This is a genomic window from Polyangium mundeleinium, from assembly GCF_028369105.1.
Taxonomy (GTDB): Bacteria; Myxococcota_A; Polyangia; order Polyangiales; family Polyangiaceae; genus Polyangium; species Polyangium mundeleinium.
This window is the reverse complement of record NZ_JAQNDO010000001.1, coordinates 9,799,630-9,823,745: the sequence shown is the minus strand read 5'-3', so window position 1 is coordinate 9,823,745 and position 24,116 is coordinate 9,799,630. Positions and strand designations below refer to the sequence as shown.

Sequence of the window (24,116 nt, the reverse complement as noted above, 5' to 3'; positions counted from 1 at the left end):
GGTCAAACGGCCCAGCGGACGACGACGAAGAGCGAGAGGACGACGAGCGCCCCGACGACGACGGGCCTTTCGAGCAGCGCCTCGACGTGATCGAGGGTGCGGCCGAGGAGGTCGCCGGTGATCGGGATGCCGCGGCCGATCGCGCGCCGGACGATGTGTTTCTCGATGAGGTGCGCGAGCGCCGCCGCGTATTGGACGATCCGGCCCGCGATGCCCCGACCCCGCGCGAAATCGTCCTCGGCGCCGGGCGCGGGCGGAGGTTCGTCCCCGTGCGCCGTCGCCGCGCCGCTCGTGGTCTGGCGTTCGAGGGCCACGCGCACGGCGGCGAATGGATCGGCGTCGTCGATCTCGCCGGCGAGGACTTTTTCTTGGAACGTCGCGAGCGGCGCGGGCGCGTCCTCGGGCGAGAGCGGGCGGCCGAAGGCGCGATCGAGGAGCGAGCCGTCCAGGCGATCGAGCGCGCGGCCGAGCCGGAGAATGGGCGCGAGGAGGAGGCGCTCGTACAGGGGTTCGAGCCAGAAGCGCGCGAGCGCGGTGACGTAGAGGCCTCGCAGGCGCGTCGGCAAAATGCCAGGTCGCTCGGGCGCGGCGCGGTGGAAATAAAGCGCCGTCGCCCAGCCCGCGACGAGCAGGCATCCGAGAAGGAGCATGAGGCCAAAGGCCCAGAAAGGATGCGCGGCGCGGCCGAGTCCACCCCGCTTCAGCAAGGGATCGAGGACGAGGTGAAAAAGGCCGTGCGGCCGTCCGCCGGGCGCAAGGCCGAGCGAGAGGCTGACGGCGCCGACGACCGCGGGGGCGATCCACGCCGGGCCGAATTCGACGAACGAGGAGACGGTCTTCCACTCGGCGCCATTTCCTGCATTCGCGAGGCCCCGCTGCGCGAACCGGAGGAGATAATGGCCGCCGCAGAAGAGCGCCATGCCGGCGCCCGCCGCGGAGAGGAACGCGCCGGGCGAGAGCGGGGCGTCCGGGCCTGCCCATATCTCGGTGAGGAAGGGCAAGGCGAGGACGCCGAGCAGCCCCGCAAGCAAGAGCCAGAAGGCCGGCTCGACCTCGCCCGCGACGGGGCGCTCTTCGCGGGACGGTTCGTCGCGTGTGACGAGGAGCAGGGTGCTCGGCGCCGTGAGGAACTGCGCGCCGCGGAGGAGCGCGTGCGCGAAGAGGTGAAACAGCGCAATGCCGCGGGCCCCGAGCCCGACCGCGAGGAACATGAGCCCGAGCTGGCTCACCGTGGAGAAGATGAGGCCGCTCTTCGCGTCCGTCTGCACGAGGCTCACGAGCCCGCCATACAGTGCGGTCGCCGCGCCCAGCGCGGCCATGGCGCGGAGCACGTCGGGCGCGTGCACGAGCACGGGGGTCATGCGCAGCACGAGGAAGAGGCCGGCCGTGACCATGACGGCGCCGTAAAAGAGGGCGCTCGAAGGCGTGGGGCCTTCCATGGCGCGCGAGATCCACGGCGAAAACGGGAGCTGCGCGGATTTCGCGGCCGCCGCGACGAGGAGGCAAAACCCGAGCGCCGAGAGCGCCCCGTGGTTCGTGGTCTCCGCGGCGCGGAACAGCGACGCATAGCTGACCGTGCCGAGCTCGTGCCAGGCGATGAAGATCGCGCAGAGGAAGGCCGCGTCGCCGATGCGGTTCGTCACGAACCCGTACGTCGCGGCCCGCGCAGGTGCTTTGCGATCGTAATGATATCCGATGAGCAGGTACGACGCGAGGCCCGCGCCCTCCCAGCCCACGAACGTCATCACGAGGTTGCCGCCGAGCACGAGCAGGAGCATGGCGGCGAGGAAGAAACACATCACCGCGAAGAACCGGGGAAAGCCGGCCTCGCGGTGCATGTAGTTCGTCGAGAACTTGAGGACGAGCGCGCCGAAGCCGGTGACGAGCAGCGCGAGCGACGCCGAGAGCGGATCGAGCAGGAGTTCGAGGGGCGCCTGATAGGCGCGGGTCTCGATCCAGGGCGCGATGAAGACCGTCGCGGGCGCGGCGCCGAGCGTGGAGCGCACGAGGAGCGCCCCGGCGCCGAGGAAGGCGAGCAAGGTCGCGCCGAGCGCGAGCCGGCTCGTCGTACGCTCGCGGAGCGGGCGCCCGCGCAGGGCGCAGAGGCCGATGAGCGTCGCCGCGACGAGCGGGAGCAGCGGAATCAGAACGGCAAGACGTTCAAGCATGGGCCGCCTGTCCACGCGCGGTGGGTTTGTCCGGGCGAATGAACGCCGGGGGGAGGAAGTCGAGCGTGCCCGAATACCAGGCCGCGGAGGCCTTCACCGTCTTCACGGGGAGGTCCTGCGGCTCCCATGGGATGAAGCCTTTTCCAGGCTGGAACGACATGCATGCGCCCGTCTCCGGATCCATCGCGATGAGGTGGACCCACGCGTTGCCTACGAGCTCGCGGATGGCCGGCTGCTTTTCGTAGATCTTGCCGAGGATCTCGGTCTTCGCGACGACGAGCATCTGGAGTCGCATCGGCTCGTGGATCTCGATCATCTGCCGGGGCAAACCCGTGCGCAGATCCCCCGAGGCGCCCTCCATCACGCCGATGAGCCCCGCGACGTTGTGGGGGACCTTCGTCCCGCAGCCGTACGTCGTGTTGTCGACCGTGGAGAAGTAATATTCGAGGCTGATGCCCGCGCCGACGGGGCCGGCGGCGAGCAGGGTGCCTTCGAGGATGGTGCCCTCGGGGTCGATGGCAGGATCGTACGAGATCAAAAAACATCGACGATCGAGGAAGACGCCCTGCGAGATCGATCGAGGTCCGATGACCGCGAACGCGATCGTCGCGTGGCCGAGCTCGGGGCGCGCCTGCGAGAGGTCCGCGGCGCGGCCAACCACGTGCCGGAGCGCGCGGGCCGGGGTGGGGTTTTTCGGGGCCGATTCGAACTTGCGGCACCGCTCGTGCGCCGAGCGTTCCCGGGCGCGTTGGAGCACGCCGCGGAGCTTTTCCACGGCGGGGCGGACGTCGTGGGGGACGTCGCCGAGGTCGAAATAAAGGATCTCGTCCGTCGCGGTGTTGTGCTCGGTTCCCAGGAACCACGTATCATCCGGGATGTCGATGCCCCGCTCCCGCACAAGGGCGCGGACCTCGGGATCGTTCGCCATGCGCGCGAAGACGCGGGCATTCGGGCCGCCGTGCTTGCCGCCGCACGCACCGCAGTCGTACGCGGAGAGGTGCGGGTTGTTGCGGCTCTCGGAGCCGTGGCCGGAGAGCATGACGACCGGCGCGAAGTCGCGGACGAGGCCGATGTTTCGGAGGAGCGCCGCCACCCGATCCGCCTGCTCGGCGAGGGTGAAATGGGTTTTCCGGAGCGAGCCTTGTTTGGGCTCCGTACCTTTTTCGCGCTCCCGATCGAGCGGCACCTCGGTCTCGACGGCCGGGAGCACGGCGTCCTTCGCGCGCCGCGACATGCGATCGAACGCGCGCGGGAAGAGCAGCCGGCCGAGGACGGGGAAGAGCGAGAAGAACCCGAGGATGTCGATGACGAAATAGGACGAGACGGGATTGCGGGTGACCTCGCGGATGACGTCGCGGAGCGCCGCGAGGGCGCGCGTGCGGAGCGAGCGCGAGGCCCACGCGTGCATCGCCTCGGGGCGCGGGACCTCGCAGAGCTGCGCTGCGGGCGTCGCGACGATCGGACAGAGCGGCACGGCCTCGCGCGCGCCGAGCGCCTCGTACGCGATCGCCACGCCGAAGAAGCCCGCGACGCCGAAGGTCTCGTACGAGGGCCGCATCTCCTCGATGTGCCGGCGGATGGACTCCTCGCGGTCGTCCATGCAGAAGACGATCTGCGCCTCGCGCCGGCCCGCATACGGTTTGCGCTCGCGGACGTTTTGGGTGAGCGCTTCGAGCACGCCGTCGCGGTAATGGATCTCGTAGGCATACTGCCAGAGCGGCGTGAGGGTGTCGGGCTTGCACGCGTCGAGCGCCGCGAGCAGACGCGTGGCGCCTTCGAGCGAGGTCGCACGGAGCTCGCCCGGGGAGACGCCGAGGTGCTGCGCGAGCAAGAAGAGGCGGAACGCGTGATGCCGCGCGGAATGCCCGCCGTTCACGTGCTCGGCGCTCTGCTTTAGATCAAAGACCATGTCGGCGAGGCGGAGGAGGGCACCCTCGTCGCTGGCCGCGGCGCCCGCGGATCGCGCCTCGAACAAGGCGCGCGCGCGCTCGGCGAGGAAATCGGGCAGCTCGCCGAGAAAAAGCGCATGCCGGACGAGCAGCTCCGGCAGGTGGTTCGAGAAATAATGGCGGAAGGCGTCGATGTCGCCGTCATGCCCGAAGGCGCGCAAGGACGCGCGCCGCACGAAGAGCACCTCGTAGAAGAGGCGCACCGCGAGGAACTGGAGGAGGTCGATCGGGTGCGCTCGCTGCGCCGGATAATCGGGGTGTGTCTCGCGCCAGTGCACCATGCCCGCGAGCCCGGGCAAACCCACGCAGATGCGGCGGAGATACGGCCCCCAGTGTGGCTCGGGCACGCCGAGGCGTTCGAGGCTCTGGAGGATCGCGTCGACGGCGAGCGGCGGCAGCTCCCGCAGCGCGTCGCGGGCCCCCGGCAAATCTTCGAGTTCGAAGAATTGGTCGTGCTCGGCCATCTTGCGGAACGCGTCGTAGAAGCCGAGCGAGCGGCCCGCGACGTGCCAGGCCGCGAGGCCCTCGTCGAGAAAGGCCATCGTCACGCGCATGATCTGCGGGTGAATCTTTTCGTGGATGTCCTCGCCCGTGAGCGCGAGGAGCAAATCGCGGTGGCACGTCTCGGGGCCGACCTTGCCGATGTGCTCCTCCCATCGGCGCGCCGCGTGCTCCATCATCTGCCGGCGAGGATCGCGCGTGGTGAGCTCGGCGATCAGGCTTTCGCTCGACGGCGGCCCGCCAAACGCGGATTCGAGCGCCCGGAGCGCCTCGAACCCACGCCGGCGCAGGTGATCGGGGCCGAGGTCGTGGACGACGGTGAGGCAGAGACGCGCGATTTCGCTGGTGGCCGCGCCGGCGTGGGGACCGAGCGCGCCGTCCCGCTCTTCGAGGTGCGCGCGCACGGTGTCGCGGACCCGCGCGGCGAGCTCGGCGTCGAGCGGAATGGCCGGGCCGCCCCAGGCTTCGAGGTGCTCGATGCGTTCGAAGAGCGCCTCGATCCGCGCGCCCACGGGCTCCTCGGGCGTGAGGTTCTCGGCGTGGATCGGCGAGAAGGGATCGGACAAACCAAAGCTCGCGAGGCTCGCGCGGAGCAAGGAGAGGACGGCGAGTCCCTCGGGATCACGCCGCATTCGTTCGGCGATCGCGGGGAGCGCGCCTTCGGCGCCGAAATGGGCGAGCAGCACCCGGCGCACCTTGCGCACCTCGGCTTCGAGCCAGCGCTCGGGGCGGTTTTTCGCGGGTCCGGAGGCGAGTTTGTCGCGGACGAGGTCGAGGTAGCCGGCCCGCGCCTCCTCGGGGATCCCGAGCGTTTCGAGCGCGCGGGGGACGGCGTCGGGATCGGCGCTTTCGTCCGTCGATCCATCGAGGCAAGCCTCTTCGAGCACGGCCGCAGGGACGGGCGTGGCGAGGAGATCGGCGAGGAGATCGGCGACCGTGAAATCGTGGCCGATACGCGCGAGCGCGGCCTCGAATTCACGTTTCGCCGCGGCGAGCAGGTGTTCGCGGGCCTCCGCGGAGAGTTCGGGCCGAAGAACGGAGAAAACATCCGGCCCGAATCGAGCCTCGGCACCCTCGCCGGGTTCGAGCGGGTCGAGGCCGTGCAGCAAGGCGAGGCGCTCGACGTCCCGCGTGGTGATCGTTCGATCGCCTATGCGGAGGAGAGGCTCGGGCTCGGCCGCGCCATTTCGCTCGCGGCGCGCGCGTTCGAGGTCCGCGTCGGTGATCCGGCCGAGGGCGTAGAGCCGTCGATACTCGTCGAGCGGCAGGTATCCGCGTCCGCCGAGCACGCGGCGCGCCTCCACGACGGCCTCCTCGAAATGCAGGTGCTGGAAGCCGTGGAGCGTGTTGTGGTGGATGAACGTCGCGATCGGCCCCTGTCCGGGCAGGACGTGGGAGATGTGGTGGATCTGGTGTTCGAGGTGTTTCCTCGATTCGACCGAGATGCCGCGCGTGACGGCGGAAGGCAGTGCGCGCATACGTGACTCATCCGTGGAAGAGCGTCGCCATGTGCGAGACCGTGGCGGCGACGAGGTCGAGGGCGGCGCGCGGGGCGACGCCGAGCGCGACGATGAGCAACCCGAGCGGCGCGGCAGCGACGAGCTCCCGCGGTTCGAGGTCCCGGAGGTGTTTCCAGCGGGGATTCAAGGGGCCGAAGAAGAGGCGGCCGATGGCGCGCATCGAATATCCGGCCGTGATGAGGACGCCGACGGTCGCGATTCCAGCAAAATATTCGTACCGCTGGAACGTGCCGACGAGCGTGGACAGCTCGCTGACGAACCCGGCGAGCCCGGGCAAACCCATCGAGCCGAGGAGCGCGAGGGAGAGCGCCACGAAGAACCGCGGCGTGACGCTCGCGAGGCCGCCGTACTGGCGCACATCGCGGGTCTTCGTGCGGCGCTCGAGCGCGCCGACGAGGAGGAAGAGCGCGGCGCTGGAGACGCCGTGCGTGCACATCTGCATCGTGGCGCCCGTGAGGCCAGCGTCGTTCAGCGAGGAGACGCCGATCAAGACGAAGCCCATGTGGCTCATCGAGCCATAGGCCACCATGGTCTTGAGATCGGGCTGGCGGAACGCGAGCAGCGCGCCGTAGACGATGTTGACGAGGCCGAGCAGGAAGAGGAGCGGCACGAGCGACTCCGCGCCGGCGGGCAAGAGCGCCGTGAGGCGGAGCAGGCCGTACGCGCCCATCTTCGCGAGCACGGCCGAAAAGACCATGCTGACGGGCGGCTCGGATTCGACGTAGGCAAGCGGGAGCCATCCGTGCAGCGGGAAGACGGGGATCTTCACCGCGAGGCCCGCGAAGAGGCCGAGAAAGAGCAGGACCTGCGTCGCGCGGCCGAGGCCGGCGCTCGCATTCTGCATTTCGACCATCCCGAACCCGTGCTTCGGCACCGAGAGGTGCAGCGCGAGGATGGCGACCAGCATGAGGACGGAGCCGGCGAGCGTGTACAGGAAGAAGCTCATGCTCGCGGCCGACCGGTTTTTCCCGCCCCACACGCTGACCAGGAAAAACAAGGGGACGAGGGTGAGCTCCCAGAAGACGTAAAAGAGCGACCACGAGAGCGAGGTGAAGACGCCCAGGACCGCAAATTCGAGGAGCAAAAACCAGGCGAAATACCCCTTCACGCGGTGCGTGTTGTGGAGCGACGCGATGAGCGCGATCAGCATCACGAGCGTCGTCAGGAGCACCATGGGAAAGGAGATGCCGTCGACGCCCAGCGCGGCGGCGCCATCGGCATCCGGCGACCACGGGAATGGCGCGACGAACTGGAGCGCGGAGGTGGTCCTGTCGAACGACGGGACGAGGCTCCACGACGCGATGAATGCGAGCGCCGCGTGGAAGAGGGCGACGCCTTTGATCCACCGGACGTTCCCAGGAGGAAGCAGAATGACGAGGATCGCGCCGAGCAAGGGCGGGAAAATCGTCAGGAGAAGGCTCGGCATAAATGAATGCTCACCGCAGGGACGAATCGTCCCTGCGCGTGCTGCTTCTTGCTTGCGTCGTGGGACGGGACGAGCGGCAAGTTGGTTCCCGGGAACCTGCCCGTGGCCTCGATCCGTCTTGTGGATCGGATCGCACGACCGACGTCGTGGGGAACGGAATCACGACGTCCGTGACCGATCCGCAAAGGGTTTTATGGACAAGCCGGACCAGAGCGCCGGGGTGCCCACGGGCGCGCCTTCCATCCGGAACGACCTCGTCGCCGGATTTCTCGTCTTTCTCATCGCCTTACCGCTTTGCCTGGGCATCGCCATGGCCAGCGGTTTTCCGCCCGTGGCAGGCATCATCACGGCCGTCATCGGTGGCGTGGTCGCCACCTGGATAGGCAGCGCTGCGCTCACCATCAAAGGGCCGGCCGCGGGGCTCATCGTCATCGCGCTCGGCGCGGTGACGGAGCTCGGGAGCGGGAATGGCTCGGTCGGGTATCGCCGTGCGCTCGCGACGATCGTGGTCGCCGCGGTGCTCCAGATCGGGTTTGCCCTCGCGCGCGCGGGGGCGCTCGGCGATTTCTTTCCGTCGTCCGTGGTGCACGGGATGCTCGCGGCGATCGGCATCATCATCTGCTCGAAGCAGATCCACGTGGCGCTCGGCGTGACGCCCGAGGCCAAGGAGCCGCTGCACCTGCTCTTCGAGATCCCGCGCAGCGTCGGCCGCCTGAACCCGGAGATCGCGATCATCGGCGGCGTGAGCCTCGCGATCCTCTTCGCGTTTCCCGTGCTCGCGAAGCGATTTTCGTTCCTCAAGAAGATCCCGGCGCCGCTCTTCGTGCTCGCGGTCGCGGTGCTGCTCGCGCACGTGTTCGACCTCGAGCACGAGCACACGTACACGTTCTCGATCAACCACCACGACTACAAGATCGGGCCGAACTTCCTGGTGAACCTCCCGGGAAACGTGCTCGCGGCGGTGACGACGCCGGATTTCAGCGCGGTGCTCTCGGGGACGTCGCTCAAGTACATCGTGATGTTCGCGCTCGTCGGCAGCATCGAGAGCTTGCTCAGCGCCAAGGCCGTCGACGCGCTGGATCCGGAGAAGCGCCGCTCGGACCTCGACAAGGACCTGCTCGCGACGGGCGTCGGCAATCTGATCGCGGGCCTCCTCGGCGGCCTGCCCATGATCTCGGAGATCGTGCGCAGCTCGGCGAACATCGGCTACGGCGCGCGGTCGAAGTTATCGAACTTCTTCCACGGGCTGTTCTTGCTGCTCTTCGTGGCGTTCTTGCCCGGCCTCATCCACCGCATCCCGCTCGCGGCGCTCGCGGCGATGCTGATCTACACGGGCACGCGCCTCGCCTCCCCCCACGAGTTCGTCAAGACGTTCCGCGTCGGCCGCGAGCAGCTCCTCGTGTTCGTGTCGACGACGGTCGTGACGCTCGCGACCGACCTGCTCGTCGGCGTGGCGGCTGGCATCGTGATCAAGATGGTCGTGCACGTGGTGAACGGGGCGCCCATCAAGAGCCTGTTCCGGCCCGACATCGAGGAGCGTTTGGTCGGGGAGCGCGTCGTGCTGCGGATCCGGCACGCCGCGGTGTTCAGCAACTACCTCTCGATCAAGGGGCGGCTCGCAAAACACGAGGCGAAGCACGTGGTCGTCGACTTCGACCATGCCCGCCTCGTGGATCACACCGTGATGGAGAAGCTGCACGAGCTCCGGGGTGAGTTCGAGCGGAGCGGGCGCACGCTGGAGGTGATCGGCCTCGACCGGCACCGCAGCCTGTCGGAGCACCCGCTCGCGGCGCGACGGAAGGCGGTGCTGGAGCGCGCAGGCTCGACGCCTTGAGCCAGCGTCGTTGGACCTGAAAACGAAACGTCCCCCTTCCCGGAGCGCTCCGGGGAGGGGGACGTCGTGGTTTCGAAGCTAGGGCCGGGGAGCCCCGGCCCGCCTCGATTCAGCCGCCGGCGGCGCGCATCGGGGGCTTGAGGGGCAGCGGCAGCGGTGCCATGGGGCCCGGCGTCGAGGGCGCGGCCTTCGGCGCGGCTTCGCCGTCGAGCGCAGCGAGGGCCATCATGCAGCGGTCCATCCCGTGGTCGAGGGCGGCTTCGCGCTGGAAGACCTTCGACAGCTTCACGAGCTTCAGTGAGGTCTGCTTGCCGAAGTCGATCTCGCGCTCGAGGAAGGCCTCGAACGAGCCGTAGCCCTTCGCCTGGTAGAGCTGTTGCTCCTGGATCTCGGCGAGGACCAGGCCGATGTCGAAGAAGCCTTTCTCCATGCGCTTGCGCAGGGTGCGGATTTTCGTGGTCTGGTTGTGGAGCTCAGCGATCTTTGCCTTGATCGCGTCGGCCCCCTCCGGCACGCGGATCGTGGCGCGCGCGCTGCCCGGCGGGGCAGGCTCGGCGGCCCGGGCCCGCGCCTCGGCGGCGTGTTTGGCCGCGTGGCGAGCGGCCCACGGCGCGGCTCCCCGCAGTCCGAGCTTGCGCTTCGAGCCCTTGGCGTCGTCGTCCTTTTCCCGGGCCTTCGTCCCGGACTTCGGGGCGTCGCCGCTCGCGCGCGAGCTCGAATTCTTCTTCGCGGAGCGTTTCTCCGAGCTCTTCGTCTTTGTCGATTTCGCCATGTCGCTGCGTCCCGCTTCTGCGATAATCCCCGTCCCACGCGTATCGCCACGCGAACTGGGGCGCGCCGTACGGTTCGAGCCGGACGGCTGTCAAGTGCACGTGAAGGCTATACGCCCGTCGCCTTACCAAAATTTGAGCCAGTCCGTCCAGAAACTTCGGACGTATGGTCAGTTTGTGTCCGGGCAGGCGGACGGACAAGGCTAGATCTGGCGCCCCGGGAGCCGAGGGGCCAGGCGGGGAAGAGGGCGCATTCGTGCTAGATCCGCCGCCCATGGCCTCTCGCACCGACGTGCCCCTGCCCCCTGGAACGGACCTCGAGGCGGCCTCCTCGCGGCCCTCGGAGGCGGCCCGGTCCGGCGGGCCGGCCCTGCCGCGCATCGCCGTGGTGGTCAACGGCAACGCCAAGAGCGTCACGGCCGAGGTGATCGAGACGCTCGATCAGATCCTCGACAGCGGCGATCTCTTCGTGTCGCGCAGCGTCGAGGAGAGCGAGGGCATCGCGCGGATCCTCGTCGATCGCGGCTACGGGACGATCCTCACCGGCGGCGGAGATGGGACGTTCACGTCGGTCGTCACGGCCGTCGTGAACGAGGCGAAGCGGAGGAGCGCGCCGATGCCGCGCTTCGGCCTGCTGCGGCTCGGCACGGGCAACTCGCTCGCGTGGGTGCTCGGCGCGAGCGGCGCGGGCGAAAAAGGCTCGGGCGGGTTCCGCGGGCTCGCGGTGGACCTCTCGCGCCTGCGCGCCGACGCGGGGAGCCGCTGGCTGCGCCTCGTCGAGGCCGAGGGCGTCCTCTCGCCGTTCTGTGGCTTCGGCATCGATGCGCAGATGCTCAAGGACTACACGCAGGTGAAGGGGCTGCTCGCGCGCGGCCCGCTGAAGCGGATCGCGCCGGGCATGGTGTCCTACGCGATCGCGGCGACGACGAAGACGCTGCCGAGCTACTTCGTGCGCCGCACGCCGCACTGCCGGGTGATCAACACGGGCAGCGACGCCGTGCGCGTGGGGGAGAAGGGCTCGATCCTCGGCGCGCCGATCCGCAAGGGCGGCGTGATCTACGAGGGGCCGGCGAAGCTCGCGTGCGTCGCGACGATCCCGTATTACGGCTTCGGCCTGCGCATGTTCCCGTACGCCGAGGATCGACCGGACCGCATGCAACTCCGGGTGACGAACCTCTCGCCCGTGGCCTTCGTATCGAACTTCCAGACGATCTGGCGCGGCGAGTACGAGAACCTCGAGAACACGTTCGATTTCTTCGTCGACGACATCACGATCGAGATGGACCCGCCGACGGCGTTCCAGATCGGCGGCGATGTGCGGGGAGAGCGCAAGAGCATCCGGGTTCGTCTGACCGAACCGATCCGCATCGTCGATTTTTACGCGCCGCCGCGGGGCTAGCAGGCGCGGTGAGCTTGTTCGTGGCGCGCGCGCGCGTCACGATCGGCGGATGGACTGGAAGCTCTTCGCCTCGACGTTCGCCGCCATCTTCCTCGCGGAGATGGGCGACAAGACGCAGATCGCGACGCTCACGCTGGCCGGCAGCGGGTCGTCGCGCTGGGTGGTCTTCGCGGCCTCGGCGCTCGCGCTGGTCTCGACGAGCGCGGTCGCGGTGCTGCTCGGGGAGGTCGTGAGCCGCCACGTGCCGGCGATCTGGGTCAAGCGTGCGGCGGGGCTCGTGTTCGTGGTGCTCGGCGTGATCTATCTGGTGGGCGCGAAGGAGGAGCCGGGGGCTCGTTCGGGCGAGCCCCCGTCGGCGCGTGATCAGTCGTAGTACTCGTTGCCGAGGTGGGTGATGAGGTCCTCGCCCATCATCCAGCGCATCGTGTTCTTGAGCTTCATCGACTGGATGAAGAGGTCGTGCTCCGGATAGAGGTTCGGAGCGGTCATCGGGCTCTTGAAGTAGAAGCTCAGCCACTCCTGCGTGCCCCCGAAGCCCGCGCGCGAGGCGAGGTCCATGAGCAGCGCGAGGTCGAGCACGATGGGCGCGGCGAGGATCGAGTCGCGGCAGAGGAAGTTCACCTTGATCTGCATCGGATAGCCGAGCCATCCGAAGAGATCGATGTTGTCCCAGCCCTCCTTCGCGTCGCCGCGCGGCGGGTAAAACTCGATGCGGACCTTGTGGTAGAGCTTGCCGTACAGCTCCTTGTACATGTGCGGCTGCAGGATGTACTCGAGGACGCCGAGCTTCGAGACTTCCTTGGACTTGAAACTATCGGGATCGTCGAGCACCTCGCCGTCGCGGTTGCCGAGGATGTTCGTGGAGAACCAGCCCGAGAGGCCGAGCATGCGCGCCTTGAGGCCGGGCGCGATGATGGTCTTCATGAGCGTCTGGCCGGTCTTGAAGTCCTTGCCGGCGATGGGCACCTCGAGCTTCTTCGCGAGGTCCCACGCGGCGGGGAAGTCGACCGTCAGGTTCGGCGCGCCGTTCGCGTAGGGCACGCGCTCCTTGAGGCAAGCCCAGGCGTAGATCTGCGAGTTCGAGATGCCCGGATCGTTTCGCGCGAGGCCGGCCTCGAACGCGTCGATCGACGCATGCACGTCGCCCGGCGGGAAGTAGACCTCGGTCGAGCCACACCACACGGCGACGGCGCGCGAGCAGCCCTTGGTCTTCAGGAACGTGCGGATGTCGTCGCGCACCTGCTCGACCATGTCGGCCTTCGTGGCGCCCGTCTTGACGTGCGGGCCGTGCAGGCGCTTGACGTACTCCGGGTAGAAGACCGCCTTCATCGGCGTGACCTGCGAGAGCTCGTCGCGCACCTGATCGAGGTGGCGCTGCTCGAGGACCTCGGCGTGCTTCGCGGATTCGTACGCCGTGTCAGGGAAGAGGTCCCAGCCGCCGAACTCGAGCTGATCGAGCGACGCGAGCGGCAGGAAGTCGCGGATGAGCGGCGAGCGGTTGTCCGTGCGCTTGCCGAGCCGGATGGTCCCGAGCTGCGTCAGCGATCCGATCGGCAACGCCAGATTCTTGCGGGCCAACATCACGCCGGCGATCGTCGTCGTCGCCACCGCACCGAGCCCCGGCAGGAGCACGCCGAGCTTGCCCTCTGCCTTCGTGATTTCTTTCGGCTGCTTCACTCCCGCTCCTCCGTATGTCCCGTCGATCGCCCCGGGGGGGCATGTCTAGGCCAACGCCGCATGACACTCAAGCGGCGCTTGCAAACGTCGACCCCCGGAGCATGACGTGCCGCGCGGCGTGTGCACGGTGTCAGCGCGATCCCCGCGGGGACACGAACGACCACGGCGCGTGGGGTCTGACCCGAACGGGGTGGACACGGCGCAGGTCACGTCGCGGACGCGGGATTCCACGGCTCGGATCGGCTGACCGCGCGCCTCACGACGCTCGCTTGCGCGATGACGCGAACGTTCGCCGCGGGGTCTGGCAACGACGTCAGGCTGTCGCGCCACGCGCACGCCTCACCTCGCTCGTGTGCATGCGCGTGAACGACGTCGCTGCGAAGTTTCAGCTCGATTTGCTGGAACCACACGCGTGAGGTGCGAACGCGCGGTAGCGGCGCCGCTGGCCTCCGGCTTGCTTTGAATGGAGATGCGTCTCCCTCGCGTCGCACACCGATCCCCATCGGATGCGCGGTCGTGATGGCGCTCGGCTCCGCGCGTCGGAATCGGGTGGGTGTAGCGCTTTTGCAACACTGTGAGGCGCCGGAACACCGCGTTTTGAAAGCGGCCCGAAGGGAATTGTTTCGCAGGTAGAAGGCGTGCTACGAGGGGCGCCTTCGGATTGGGCAACGCACCTTCCATGCTTGAAAAACGAACGATGGAGCGGGCGATCGTGCTCGCGGCAGGTACCGGCTCTCGTCTCGTGAGCGGCGAGATCGCACCCAAGCCCCTCAAGCCGGTCGCCGGGGTTCCGCTTCTGGTTCGCATCCTCCGCACGCTGCGCGCCGAGGGGATCCGCGAGGTCGTGGTGGTCACGGGGTACAAGGAAGAGCTCATTCGCCGCGCGCTCGGCGAGAGCTCCCTCGGCCTGTCGATCTCGTTCGTGAGCAACACGCAGTACGAGCGCAAGAACGGTGTGTCGCTGCTCGCCGCGCGTGAGCACGTCATCCCGGGGACGCTGCTCACGATGGCCGACCACCTGTACGCGCCGGCGATCGTGCGTCGGCTCGCCGCGCTCGACCTGCCGAGCCGCGCGGCCGCGCTCGCCGTCGATTACGACATCCCGCGTTGCTTCGACCTCGACGACGCCACGAAGGTGCGCGTCGAGCGCGGGCGCATCGTGGACATCGGCAAGGAGATCGCGGCCTACGACGCGCTCGACACGGGCGTGTTCCGCATCGGCCCCTCGCTTGTCGAAGCGCTGGATCGCGTGTACACGGCGAAGGGCGATTGTTCGCTCTCGGAGGGCGTGCGTGCGCTCGCCGACGAGGGGATGTTTTTCGCGTGCGACGCGGGCGACGCGCGGTGGATCGACGTCGACACGCCGGCCGCGCTGGAGCAGGCCGAGGCCCTTTTGCGCATGTTCGGCGACGGGCTCGATCGCGACACGTATCCGCGTCCCTCCGATCGCGTGGCGCCGGTGAGCCGCTCGTGGGCCGCGGGGTATCAGCCCGCTTCGGCCGCGGACGCCGAGTAAAACCCGTTCAGCGATTCAAAGGGCGGATGCCCGTGCGCGCCAGAAACGCGGCGCACGCGGGCACGGCCATCCCCGGGCCGCCCGTGCCGCTCGAGAGATCTCGGGCGAAACGATCGAGATCCTCGGGCGTATCGATCTCGTAGGTCGGCTTGAGGAGCTGCGTCTCCAGCCCGAGCTCCGCGGCGCGTTTTGTCGCGCGTTCGAGCACGCCGGGCGACGTCCAGTCGACGCCGTCGAAGAGCGCGGGCTCGGGTTGCGTCGTGCCGAGGAGGTAAAGGCCGCCCGGCCCCGTCGGCCCGAGCAGCAGGCGCTTTCGCTTGGCGGCGAGCCAGAGCAGGCCTTCGAAGATCTCGTCGAGCGGCATGAACGGCGCGTCGGTCGTGACGATCACCGCGGCCTCGGCGCCCGACGTGAAGAGGTGCGCGAGCCCGTGGCCGAGCCGCTGTTCCACGCTCGTCGTGCCGGCCGAGACGACGTGTTGCCATCGTCCGGGCATGAGCTTTTGCAGCGCTGCGCTCTCCTCGTCGGACACGCTGAGCACCGCGCGATATGCCATCGGCAGGATGGCCAGCATGTTCAGCGCGTCGCCGAGGAGGGCCGACGCGAATTCCGCTGCGGCCTCGGGGGAGAGCGGTGGAGAGAGGCGAGGCTTCGTCGTACCCGCGATCGGAGCACGAGCCAGGACGCCGAGCGCGAGCCTCTGCGGGCGGACGGTGGGGCGGGCGCGATGGTCGGCCACGCCTCGTCGTACCACGAGTTTCGTGTCCTTGGCCAAGCGAGAGGAGGTCGATTCGAAGGCGGCCCCCGAGTGCGGCCTTTCTTTGTCCTGGCATCGATTGCGTGGCGGAGGATCCTCTGAGACCATGAGCGTGTCGGCTCGGCGTCCGTGGTCATGGGGGGCAGGGGCGCCGGGAGGCCCGTGGCAGGGCGTCCCGCCGGCGAGGAGGTAGCCGTGTCCATATCGACCATCCTCGACGTCGCGATCGGGATCTCCTTTGTCTTCATGCTGCTCAGCGTGATCGCCTCGGCCGTCACGGAGGCGATCTCCGGCATCCTGTCGCTGCGCTCCGTCACGCTGCGGCAAGGCATCGAGCGGCTCCTCAAGGACCGCACGCTGACGGACAAGGTGTACGCACATCCGCTGATCGACGGTTTGACGAAGGACAACGACAGCGACCCCTCGTACATCCCGTCGGACCTCTTCGCGCGCGCGCTCATCGACACGGTCACGGGATGGAAGGACGGCACGGATCAATCACGACGGCCGGAGCGCATGGGCCTGCTTCGCGGCATCCTCGCGATCCCGCTCCGCGCGCTCCGAGGCTTCTTCCGCAGCCTCTGGCCGAAGGTCGAGGGCGGAGGTGAGGGCGCGACGAAGAAGGGCGCGGTGACCCTCGACGATTTCAAGAAGCGTCTCGCTGAGGCGAAGGACTTCGAGGAGGATACGCGCGTCGCGCTCACGGCGCTCGTGTCGGACGCGAGCGTCAAGACGCTCGAGGACGCAAACCAGCAGATCGCCGCCTGGTTCGATCGCGCGATGGACAGCGTCTCCGGCTGGTACAAGCGGACGGCGCACACCCTGATCGTCGCCGTGGGGCTCTTCGCGGCCGTCGTGCTGAACGTGGATACGTTCCTCGTCCTCGACAGCCTCAACCGCGACGCCGTACTGCGCGAGTCCGTGGCGACGGCGGTGGCCGAGAGCGTGAAGTCGGAGTCGGCCGTGGTGAAGACGGCCGCAGAAGTCGCGGCGGAGCAAAAGGCGAACGCGAACGCAAAGCCGTCCGAGGTCTTCGTCGACGAGAAGAAGACCGAGGAGCTCGTGCGCAAGCGCGTCGTCGCGGTGAAGCGGGGCCTCGACGAGCTCACGTTGCCGATGGGCTGGCCCGAGGGGCGCGCGTTTTTCTGCACGCCGACGGCCGAGGTCTCGTGTGATCGACGCTCGGTGCCGGCGACGCTCGGCGGGTTCGGGCGTCGCTTCGGCGGATGGCTCTTCACGGCGATCGCGATCGCGCTCGGCGCGCCGTTCTGGTTCGACCTCCTGAACAAGCTCATCAACCTGCGCGCGGCCGCGCCGCCGCCCGAAAAGGCCCGTCCCAAGGAGCGCACGGCCGCCGCCGAGCCGCAGCCGCCGGCCAGCGTGGTTACGCCCGTGCGTGAACAGGAGAGCGTGCGTCCCATCGCCACGCGGAACAGTGCTCCGCCTCCTCCGCTTTCCTGAACCTCGCGCTTCGCGAGGCGCCGGCTCGACCCACAAAACATGGTACGGTGCGCGTCGTGCGTCCGGTCACGCGCTCGATCCGCATGCGTAGCCTCGTCCGAGCCGGCCTCCTTTCGCTCGGGGTCTCGCTTTCGCTCTTCTCGGGCGGAGCGGCCGACGCGTTCGTCTGGCCCAACGTGCCCGAGCGCATCGCTCGTTCGCTCGCCTCGCCCGACGTCTCCGAGCGGCGCGCCGCGGCGCAGCGGATCGGCGAGCTCCCCTCGGAGCTCGGCGTCCCGCTCGCGCAACGTGCGCTCGGTGATCCGGACGTCGAGGTGCGGCTCGCCGCAGCCGAGGCGGCCATCGCGCTGCGTTTGTCGCGCGCGGGGGACCTCGTCATCGGTTGGCTCGGCGAGGGCGACGCGAGGCTCCGGCTCGCGGCCTGTGACGTCATTCGCTCATCGCCCACAGATCGAAGCGTCGTGGCGCTCGGCCGCGTGCTCGGGGATCCCGACGCGAAGGTCCGCGTCGCGGCGGCGTCGGCCATGGGCAGCTCGGGTTTGCCTGATGCGGTCTCGCCGCTCCTCGGGCACCTCGACGACAGCGCGCTCGAAGTGCGCGTCGAGGTGGCGCGCGCGCTCGGCAGGCTCGCCGATCCACGCGCCGTCGTCCCGCTGATCGGCAAGGTGCAGGACGCCGTGCCGGAGGTGCGTCGCGCTGTGGCGCGTGCGCTCGGCGAGCTCGGGGACGCCCGCGCCACGAGCGCGCTCATGATCGCCCTGCAGGACGGCTCGCAGGACGTGCGCGTCGAGGCCGTCACCGCGCTCGGCAAGCTGCGCTCGGACGAGGCCACGGCGGCGATTGCGCCGCTCCTCGAAGCGAACGCGGGGAGCGACGCGGTCCTCGCGCCCACCACCATGCCGGGCGTGAGGCCGGGGCAGGGGAGCGCGGGCGCGGGGGAGGTGCGCGCCGCGGCGCTGCGGGCGCTCGGCCGCATCGGCTCGGAGAGCGCGGTGCGTGCGCTCATCGGCGCGCTTGCCAAGGACGATCCTTCCGCGCCGCGTTCGCCGGTCCGCGAGGCGCTCGTCGCGGCAGGCAAGAGCGCGGCGCCGCAGCTCGTCGCGGTCCTGTCGGGCTCGCCCTCGCCGTCCACGGCGGCGGGCGCGGCGCTCGTGCTCGGCGCGCTCGGCGCGAAGGAGGGGCTCGAGCCGACCGTGCGCGCGATGCAGCGGGGCGTCTTGCCGCTCAAGCACGGGCTCCGCGCGCTCGCGCTCCTTGGCTCGTCGGAGGCGCTCCCGGCGGTGCTCGAACTCCTGTCGGATGCAGATCCCACCGTGCGACGCGAGGCCATCCGCGCAGCCTCGGAGCTGCTCGATCCGGCGCGGCCCGACGGGCGCGCGGTCGATCCGGCGCGGGCCATGCTGCTCGACGCGGCGACCCCGCCCGACGAGAAGATCGAGCTCGTGCGGCTCCTCGGTCGCACGGGCTCGCCGCGCGCGCACGACGTGCTCTTGCCGCTCGCGACCACGAAGTCCCGCTCGTTCCGGCTCGCGGTCCTCGAAGCGCTCGGCGCGTACGCGCCTGCGCCGCCGAAGGTCGAGGCCGTGCTGCTCGACGCGATCGCCGACGACGCGGCGGATGTGCGGCTCGCGGCCGCGGCGTCGATCGCGCGGGCGGGCGGCCCCTCGGCTGCGGCGAAGCTCCTCGAGCGGCTCCAGGTCGCGGCCGAGCAAGATCGCGGGGCGATTGGCCTCGCGCTCGCGGGGGCGCTCTCGCGTGCGACGGATCCGGCGCTCGCAGCGCGTGTCGGTGCGGCCCTCCCGTCGTCGCCCGACGTCGCGCGGGATGCCTTGCTGGAGGGCCTCGGCCGCATGCGCGGTGAAGCGAGCAGCAAGGTCCTGCGTGGGTTCGTCGCGTCGGGCATCGACGATCGGCGCAAGGTCGCCGAGGCGCTCGCGGGGCATCCGGAGGCCGCGTCGGTGCTCGTCCCGCTGCTCGGCGACGCCGATCCCGGCGTGCGCGCGAACGCGGCCTGGTCGCTCGGCGCCGTCGGCAAGAAGGACGCCTTGGCGGCGCTCACGCGTGCCGTGACCGATCCCGACGTGGCCGTCGCGGGCAACGCGGCGGGCGCGCTTGGTCGCGTGGCGGCGCGCGAGGGCGCGGCGGCCGACGTACAGACCTCGCTCTGCCGCGCGGCCGCCGATCCGCGGCCCTACGTGCGGGCCAACGCTGTCGTCTCGCTCGGCCTCGCGGGCGCCTCGTGCGAGGCGGGGCTCGTGATGGGCCTCCTCCAGCGGGATCGTTCCGAAGCCGTACGCCTCGCGGCGGCCGAGGCGCTCTGGCGGGACGTCTCGCGGGCGCAGACGGGCAAGGAGACCGAGCGTCGCGCGCTCGCGCGATGTGCTGGCGAGGATCGCAACGCCACCGTGGCGAACCGTTGCGCGCGTCCTCCCGTGCGAACGCCGGGCACCGACGACGTGCTCGTGTTCGTCGCGCCCGACGGCAAGGACGAGCCGCTCGCGCGCGCGCCTTACGCGCTCGTGCGGGAGGACGGGCTCCTCCGCATGGGGATCGCGGATCGGCGAGGCGCGTTCTTCGAGTTCCAGGTCCCCAAGGGGACGATCCGGCTCGCGGTCCCGGCGCAGCTCGCGCGGTAGGCGAGCGGCCTCCCCAAAACCGGTTTACAAGACGAACCATTCCGTCGACCCGGCGCCCGCGGATTCGCGCGCGTGAAGGACCGGCGCCGAGGCCCTGCCCTTCGCGTCGGCCCTGTCTTTTTTCCCTGGATCTGTGTCATCTTGGGCCGGGGCGCGGCTCGTTTTTGGGGCCTCGCGGCAGAGATGCCGGGTGCGGGAGGGCACGGACCTTGCCACGCTTCCTTTCGCCTGGAGGTCTTCCATGAAGCGATCGTCTTCTCTTTCCTTCGTCTTCTCTGCGCTCTGCGCCGCCTGGATCGGCGGCCTTGGCCTCGCCGCGTGCGCAGCCGACGAGACCGGTGAGCCCTTCGTGTCGCCGGGCACGGGCGCCAGTGGGGGCAGTGGCGGCGCTGGCGGCGAGCCGGGAGGCAGCAGCACGGGCGGCACGACCGGCGGCGGCAACCAGCCGCCGCCTCACCCAGACGACACCCTCGTCGCGGTGTTCGACGGCCCCGCCACGCCGCCCGTCGGCTGCATGGGCATCGATCCGTCCGAGCCCGCCACCTTTTTCGTCTCGGCCGACGACTCGAACTCCATGGCGTCGCCGGTCCACGTCCGCGACCTGCTCCGGCTCGGCATGGAGCCTTTCCCGAGCGAGATCCGAACGCACGAATTCCTGAACTACTACCAGATCCAGTATCCCGCGGCCCCACCAGGCCAGCTCTCCCTCTTCCCCGAGCTCGAAGCCGTCGCGGATGCCCCTGCGCAGCTCTATTTCCAGGTCGCCCTGCGCTCCTTCAATGCGATCCAGCCGCGAAAGCCGATGAACATCACCTTCCTCGTCGACACCTCGGGCTCCATGCAGGGCCCGGGCCTCACGCGGGCGAAGGCCGCCGTTCTGGCCATTGCGTCGCAGCTCGCGGCCGGCGACCTCGTGGGAATCGTCACGTGGGGCGCAGCGAACAACGTCCTGCTCGCCGATCACGTGGTTACGGGCCCGAACGATGTCGCGATCCTCTCCGTCGTCAATGCCCTCACGGCGAGCGGCGGGACGGATCTCGCGAGTGGCCTGAATGCAGGCTATGACCTCGCCCAGAAGCATTATGCGCCGGGGCGATTGAATCGCGTGGTCCTGATCAGCGACGGCGGCGCGAACGTTGGCGTCACGGATGGAGTTCGTATTGCGATGGCGGCCGCGGATGCCGACAAGGAGGGCATCTACCTCCTCGGCGTCGCCACGGGCCCGGCGCTCACGCACAACGACGCGGTCATGGATCCGCTGACCGACAAGGGCCGGGGCGCGTACGTGTACCTCGATTCCGCCGAGGAGGCCGCGAACATGTTCGCCAAGCGCTTCGACGAGACCATGGACATCGCGGCCCGGAGCGTGAGTGTCGAGTTCAAGCTCCCCTGGTACTTCAATATCCACAAGTTCTACGGCGAGGAATACGCGACGGAAAAGCCGGAGGTGGAGCCGCAGCACCTCGCGCCCAACGACGCGTTGATCTTCAGCCAGGTCCTCGAAGCCTGCGACGCGTCGGTCATCAACCCCAGCGACCTGGTCACGATTCGCGCCGTCTGGACCACGCCCATCACGTACACCAAGCAAACGACGGAGGTCACGACGACGATCGGCGAGCTGCTCGCCGCGCAAAAGAAGGGGCTGCCGAAGGGCAAGGTGATCGTCATGTACGCAGAGGCCTTGAAGCGGCCGAGCAAGAAGACCCTCACCGCGGCGCACGACGCGGCCCTCGCGTATGACCCGGAGCTCGCCGATCCGGTCATCGCCGAGATCGTCTCGCTTCTCGAAAAGCACCCGCAGTTCTGAGCTGACCTCGCTCGACGTCCTCGGTTCGAGACGCGCGAAGGGGCGGGCCATTCCGTCGCCCCGAAACGTTGGAGCGCGTGAACCGCTCCACCTCTCCCACCGCCCGAAACGTTGGAGCGCGTGAACCGCTCCACCTCTCCCGCCGCCTGAAACGTTGGAGCGCGTGAACCGCTCGAGCCGTCCCGGCGCCCCAACGTTTGGAGCGCGTCGACGGGTGTACCCTTGCCGCGCCCGAACCGACCGGGCTTGCCACGCTGCCTGGGCGCTTGGTACGGTCCCTCGCCATGCTCGACCCGAGCATTTCCGATCCTCCGCTCATCGTCGTGGGCTCGCAGAAGGCGGAGACATGGATCCAATGGGAGTTGAAGGAGGAGGTGGGACGATGGGTAGCGAAGATCTTGTGAGCCAGCCGATCGCGGCGACCCCCGGGGATTCGGACAGCGCGCACAATCTGGTGAACGGCCGGCACCTGAACCCGATCCACGTGTGGGCAGCGGGCAAGGGGGCGCCGCTGCGTTTCAACGACAATGACGCGCGGCTCCCGGACCGCGGCGGCGGCGACAAGCCGTTCGGTCAAGACAATTGGCTCGTCGGGTTCGAATTCGCGAACTTCGCCGACCTCGGGAACAAGCTCGGAGGTGAGCAATTCGAGCTTCCTAGCTTCGTATGCAAGAATTCGCTGTTCGCTTGCGGCCCGATCGAGGAAAACCAGATCACGCGCCTCGCGATCCTCGCGCACGGCGCGCCGGGCGGCGTCGACATCGACAATACGACAGGGTGGGATCTCAAACTTGCCGTAGCGACCGACCCGGAGATGCTGAATGCGGGAACGCTCGCGAAGTATGCGGTGCCGCTCGATCAGATCCTGAGAGTGCTTGCGTTCCGCGCGACGGTGTTCTTCATGTGTTGCAGGACCGCCGCCGACAAGCCGGGCGAAGAGTTCTTGAAGGCCATCTCCGCTCGGTGGGCGTCGAAAGAGGTCTTCGTGGTCGGATACAAGACCATTCTCTACTGCGGGTTACAAGGCAAGAAGGGGGCCCACGGGAGTTCGTGTTATCCAGGAGCACGCGAAACACATTATGGTAATCATAAATTCGGAAACGTCGTGAGGCCTTACGAAACGCTGTCGGGATGGAACGACCTCGTCGCAAATCCTTGGGCGACGGAAATCACGCCGCATGCGACGGTGGCCTGGAGGGGGCGGATCATGAAGGATGGCGCTGCCCCCCTCGATGGCGGGTCCTTTCCGGGTCAATAGGCGTCCGATGCTCGACAACGTTCTGTTTTACCTGCCGCTCGCCGTCGCGCTGCTCGGCCTATTGTTCACGGGCGCGCTTGCACTTTGGAGCTTTCGGCGCAGGCGCTTGGCCTGGCTCGCGTTCGGCCTTGCATCGCTCGGAGCGCAGGTGACCTCGGCCCTTCAGTATACGTCCGCCTTCGTATCCATGGCGGCGCAAGCGGCGAGACCCAGGCCCACGGACCGTCACCCGCACTCGTTCGAATTTCTGCCACCGCGCGTGCTGGTGATTGTCGCGTGGAGCTGTTGGGTCCTCGCCGTCGTTCGTCTCGCGCGAGCGGCACGCATGGCGGAGCCGGCCGAATCGCGGTCGTGGCGGCGACCGGCGCTCGGGCTCGTCTTGATCGCCTGTGCCATTGCAATGCTCCAGAGGGTCGATGAGCGGCTGGATGAGCTCGTGGCCGAATCCCTGCGTGCGCTCTTCGAAGGAACATCCCGGCTCGCGTATCGGCCTGTCGAGGAGCCCGAGGACGTCGACGCGCTCGCGTCGATTCCAGTGCGCCGGATCGAGCTGGGCCATCGGGGAGGTGGCGTCGTCGGCGTGGCCGTGGACAAGGACGGTCGCGTCTTTCAGTGGAATGCATACGCGCGCCATGCCCCCGCAGAAGCGATCTCGCTCCCAGGCCCCCTCGATGCGGCGTTCGCGGACGAATGGCACGCATGTGGCATCACGACGGATGGGCATGCCTCGTGCGCGCCTTTCCCCTCGTGGACGGGCACGCTGGGCGTTGCAAAGCGCCTTGGAGACGGCCCCGTGACCCTGCTTGCCCCGGCGCCGGACATCGAGGATGGCGCGCGGATCTGCGGGCTGCTCGCCGATGGAACGGCCCGCTGCTGGGGCTCCAAAACGGTGGGCGACCTCGAGGAGACACAAGGCTTGCCTTTCGGCGCGGGGTTTCGCGCGATGACGCCCGCGTTCGGGTATGTCGGCTGTGCCGCGGGGCAGGACGGGCACGCTCGATGCTGGAGGTTGCGGTCGAGGAGGGAGGTGCTTGGAGGCGAGGTGGCGGGGCTCGAGGACGTGATCGCATTGTCGTCATCGATCGAGCGTGCGTGCGCCATTGACCGGAAAAACGCCGTGGCGTGCTGGGAGCTCGAGCCCGCGCGGGGACGTGTCGGGTGGACGGCTCTGCCCGTGGCAGGGCTGCGCGCCGTCCAGGTTTCCGTGGCGCCGACGCATACGTGCGCCGTGACGGTCGAGGGGAAGGTCGCATGCTGGGGGTCGAATCCGTGGGGTGAGCTTTGTGATGGCACCACGGACGATCACACGCAGCCCGTCACCGCGGTCGGGGTTTCCGATGCCGTCATGGTGTCCACGCAGGTGGGGACGACGTGCATCCTGCGCGCGTCGGGGGCTGTCGCGTGCTGCGGCCAGCAGCGGCGCTTCGATTGAGCCCG

15 protein-coding genes are annotated in these 24,116 nt (G+C 68.9%); 9 read left to right on the top strand and 6 right to left on the bottom strand.

The window, feature by feature from the left end:
* Window positions 1–2: 2 nt before the first annotated feature.
* Genes POL67_RS38680 through POL67_RS38670 form a run of 3 tightly spaced genes read right to left on the bottom strand, consistent with a single transcriptional unit; the run spans window position 3 to window position 7,564 of the window.
* Window positions 3–2,168 (bottom strand): proton-conducting transporter transmembrane domain-containing protein, encoded by a 2,166-nt coding sequence (locus tag POL67_RS38680; protein WP_271925728.1) that lies wholly within the window; start codon window positions 2,166–2,168, stop codon window positions 3–5.
* Window positions 2,161–6,096: a putative inorganic carbon transporter subunit DabA gene (locus POL67_RS38675; protein WP_271925727.1), complete on the bottom strand. Its 3,936-nt coding sequence runs from the start codon at window positions 6,094–6,096 to the stop codon at window positions 2,161–2,163. The genes POL67_RS38680 and POL67_RS38675 overlap by 8 nt, the downstream gene beginning before the upstream one ends.
* 7 nt (window positions 6,097–6,103) lie before the next feature.
* Entirely contained in the window at window positions 6,104–7,564 is a 1,461-nt protein-coding gene (locus POL67_RS38670; protein WP_271925725.1) for a complex I subunit 4 family protein, read from the bottom strand.
* Window positions 7,565–7,757: 193 nt separating this feature from the next.
* On the opposite strand from POL67_RS38670, the gene POL67_RS38665 reads away from it, so the two are divergent.
* Complete coding sequence (locus POL67_RS38665) at window positions 7,758–9,398, top strand: SulP family inorganic anion transporter (RefSeq protein WP_271925724.1); 1,641 nt, start codon at window positions 7,758–7,760, stop codon at window positions 9,396–9,398.
* Window positions 9,399–9,507: 109 nt separating this feature from the next.
* Here the strand turns inward: POL67_RS38665 and POL67_RS38660 are convergent, their stop codons facing one another.
* A complete protein-coding gene (locus POL67_RS38660; protein ID WP_136969244.1) occupies window positions 9,508–10,170 on the bottom strand; it encodes a hypothetical protein in 663 nt (220 codons plus the stop codon).
* Window positions 10,171–10,442: 272 nt separating this feature from the next.
* Here POL67_RS38660 and POL67_RS38655 point away from each other — a divergent pair, with 272 nt between their 5' ends.
* A complete protein-coding gene (locus tag POL67_RS38655) occupies window positions 10,443–11,567 on the top strand; it encodes a diacylglycerol/lipid kinase family protein (RefSeq protein ID WP_271925721.1) in 1,125 nt (374 codons plus the stop codon).
* Between the two features lie 49 nt (window positions 11,568–11,616).
* Window positions 11,617–11,940, top strand: coding sequence for a TMEM165/GDT1 family protein (locus tag POL67_RS38650; RefSeq protein WP_271925720.1), 324 nt, complete (start codon window positions 11,617–11,619; stop codon window positions 11,938–11,940).
* Here the strand turns inward: POL67_RS38650 and POL67_RS38645 are convergent.
* On the bottom strand, window positions 11,931–13,244 hold the full coding sequence (locus tag POL67_RS38645; protein WP_271925718.1) for an inositol-3-phosphate synthase: 1,314 nt from the start codon (window positions 13,242–13,244) through the stop codon (window positions 11,931–11,933). The genes POL67_RS38650 and POL67_RS38645 overlap by 10 nt on opposite strands.
* A gap of 679 nt (window positions 13,245–13,923) precedes the next feature.
* On the opposite strand from POL67_RS38645, the gene POL67_RS38640 reads away from it, so the two are divergent.
* Window positions 13,924–14,760 (top strand): phosphocholine cytidylyltransferase family protein, encoded by an 837-nt coding sequence (locus POL67_RS38640; protein WP_271925717.1) that lies wholly within the window; start codon window positions 13,924–13,926, stop codon window positions 14,758–14,760.
* Window positions 14,761–14,767: 7 nt separating this feature from the next.
* On the opposite strand, the gene POL67_RS38635 is transcribed toward POL67_RS38640, so the two are convergent.
* Window positions 14,768–15,499 carry a TIGR04282 family arsenosugar biosynthesis glycosyltransferase gene (locus POL67_RS38635; RefSeq protein ID WP_271925716.1) on the bottom strand — a complete coding sequence of 244 codons (732 nt, stop codon included), beginning with the start codon at window positions 15,497–15,499 and terminating at the stop codon, window positions 14,768–14,770.
* Window positions 15,500–15,712: 213 nt separating this feature from the next.
* On the opposite strand from POL67_RS38635, the gene POL67_RS38630 reads away from it, so the two are divergent.
* The 5 genes from POL67_RS38630 to POL67_RS38610 all read left to right on the top strand — a co-directional run bounded on the left by POL67_RS38630 (window position 15,713) and on the right by POL67_RS38610 (window position 24,111).
* Window positions 15,713–16,978 carry a hypothetical protein gene (locus tag POL67_RS38630; protein WP_271925715.1) on the top strand — a complete coding sequence of 422 codons (1,266 nt, stop codon included), beginning with the start codon at window positions 15,713–15,715 and terminating at the stop codon, window positions 16,976–16,978.
* Between the two features lie 83 nt (window positions 16,979–17,061).
* The gene (locus tag POL67_RS38625) at window positions 17,062–19,614 is read left to right on the top strand and encodes a HEAT repeat domain-containing protein (RefSeq protein ID WP_271925714.1); all 2,553 of its coding nucleotides are present in this window, start codon (window positions 17,062–17,064) and stop codon (window positions 19,612–19,614) included.
* Window positions 19,615–19,855: 241 nt separating this feature from the next.
* Window positions 19,856–21,421 (top strand): vWA domain-containing protein, encoded by a 1,566-nt coding sequence (locus POL67_RS38620; protein ID WP_271925713.1) that lies wholly within the window; start codon window positions 19,856–19,858, stop codon window positions 21,419–21,421.
* 382 nt (window positions 21,422–21,803) lie between these two features.
* The gene (locus tag POL67_RS38615; RefSeq protein WP_271925712.1) at window positions 21,804–22,679 is read left to right on the top strand and encodes a hypothetical protein; all 876 of its coding nucleotides are present in this window, start codon (window positions 21,804–21,806) and stop codon (window positions 22,677–22,679) included.
* Window positions 22,680–22,686: 7 nt separating this feature from the next.
* Window positions 22,687–24,111, top strand: a complete 1,425-nt coding sequence (locus tag POL67_RS38610) for an RCC1 domain-containing protein (protein ID WP_271925710.1) — start codon at window positions 22,687–22,689, stop codon at window positions 24,109–24,111.
* The last annotated feature ends 5 nt before the right edge of the window (window positions 24,112–24,116 follow it).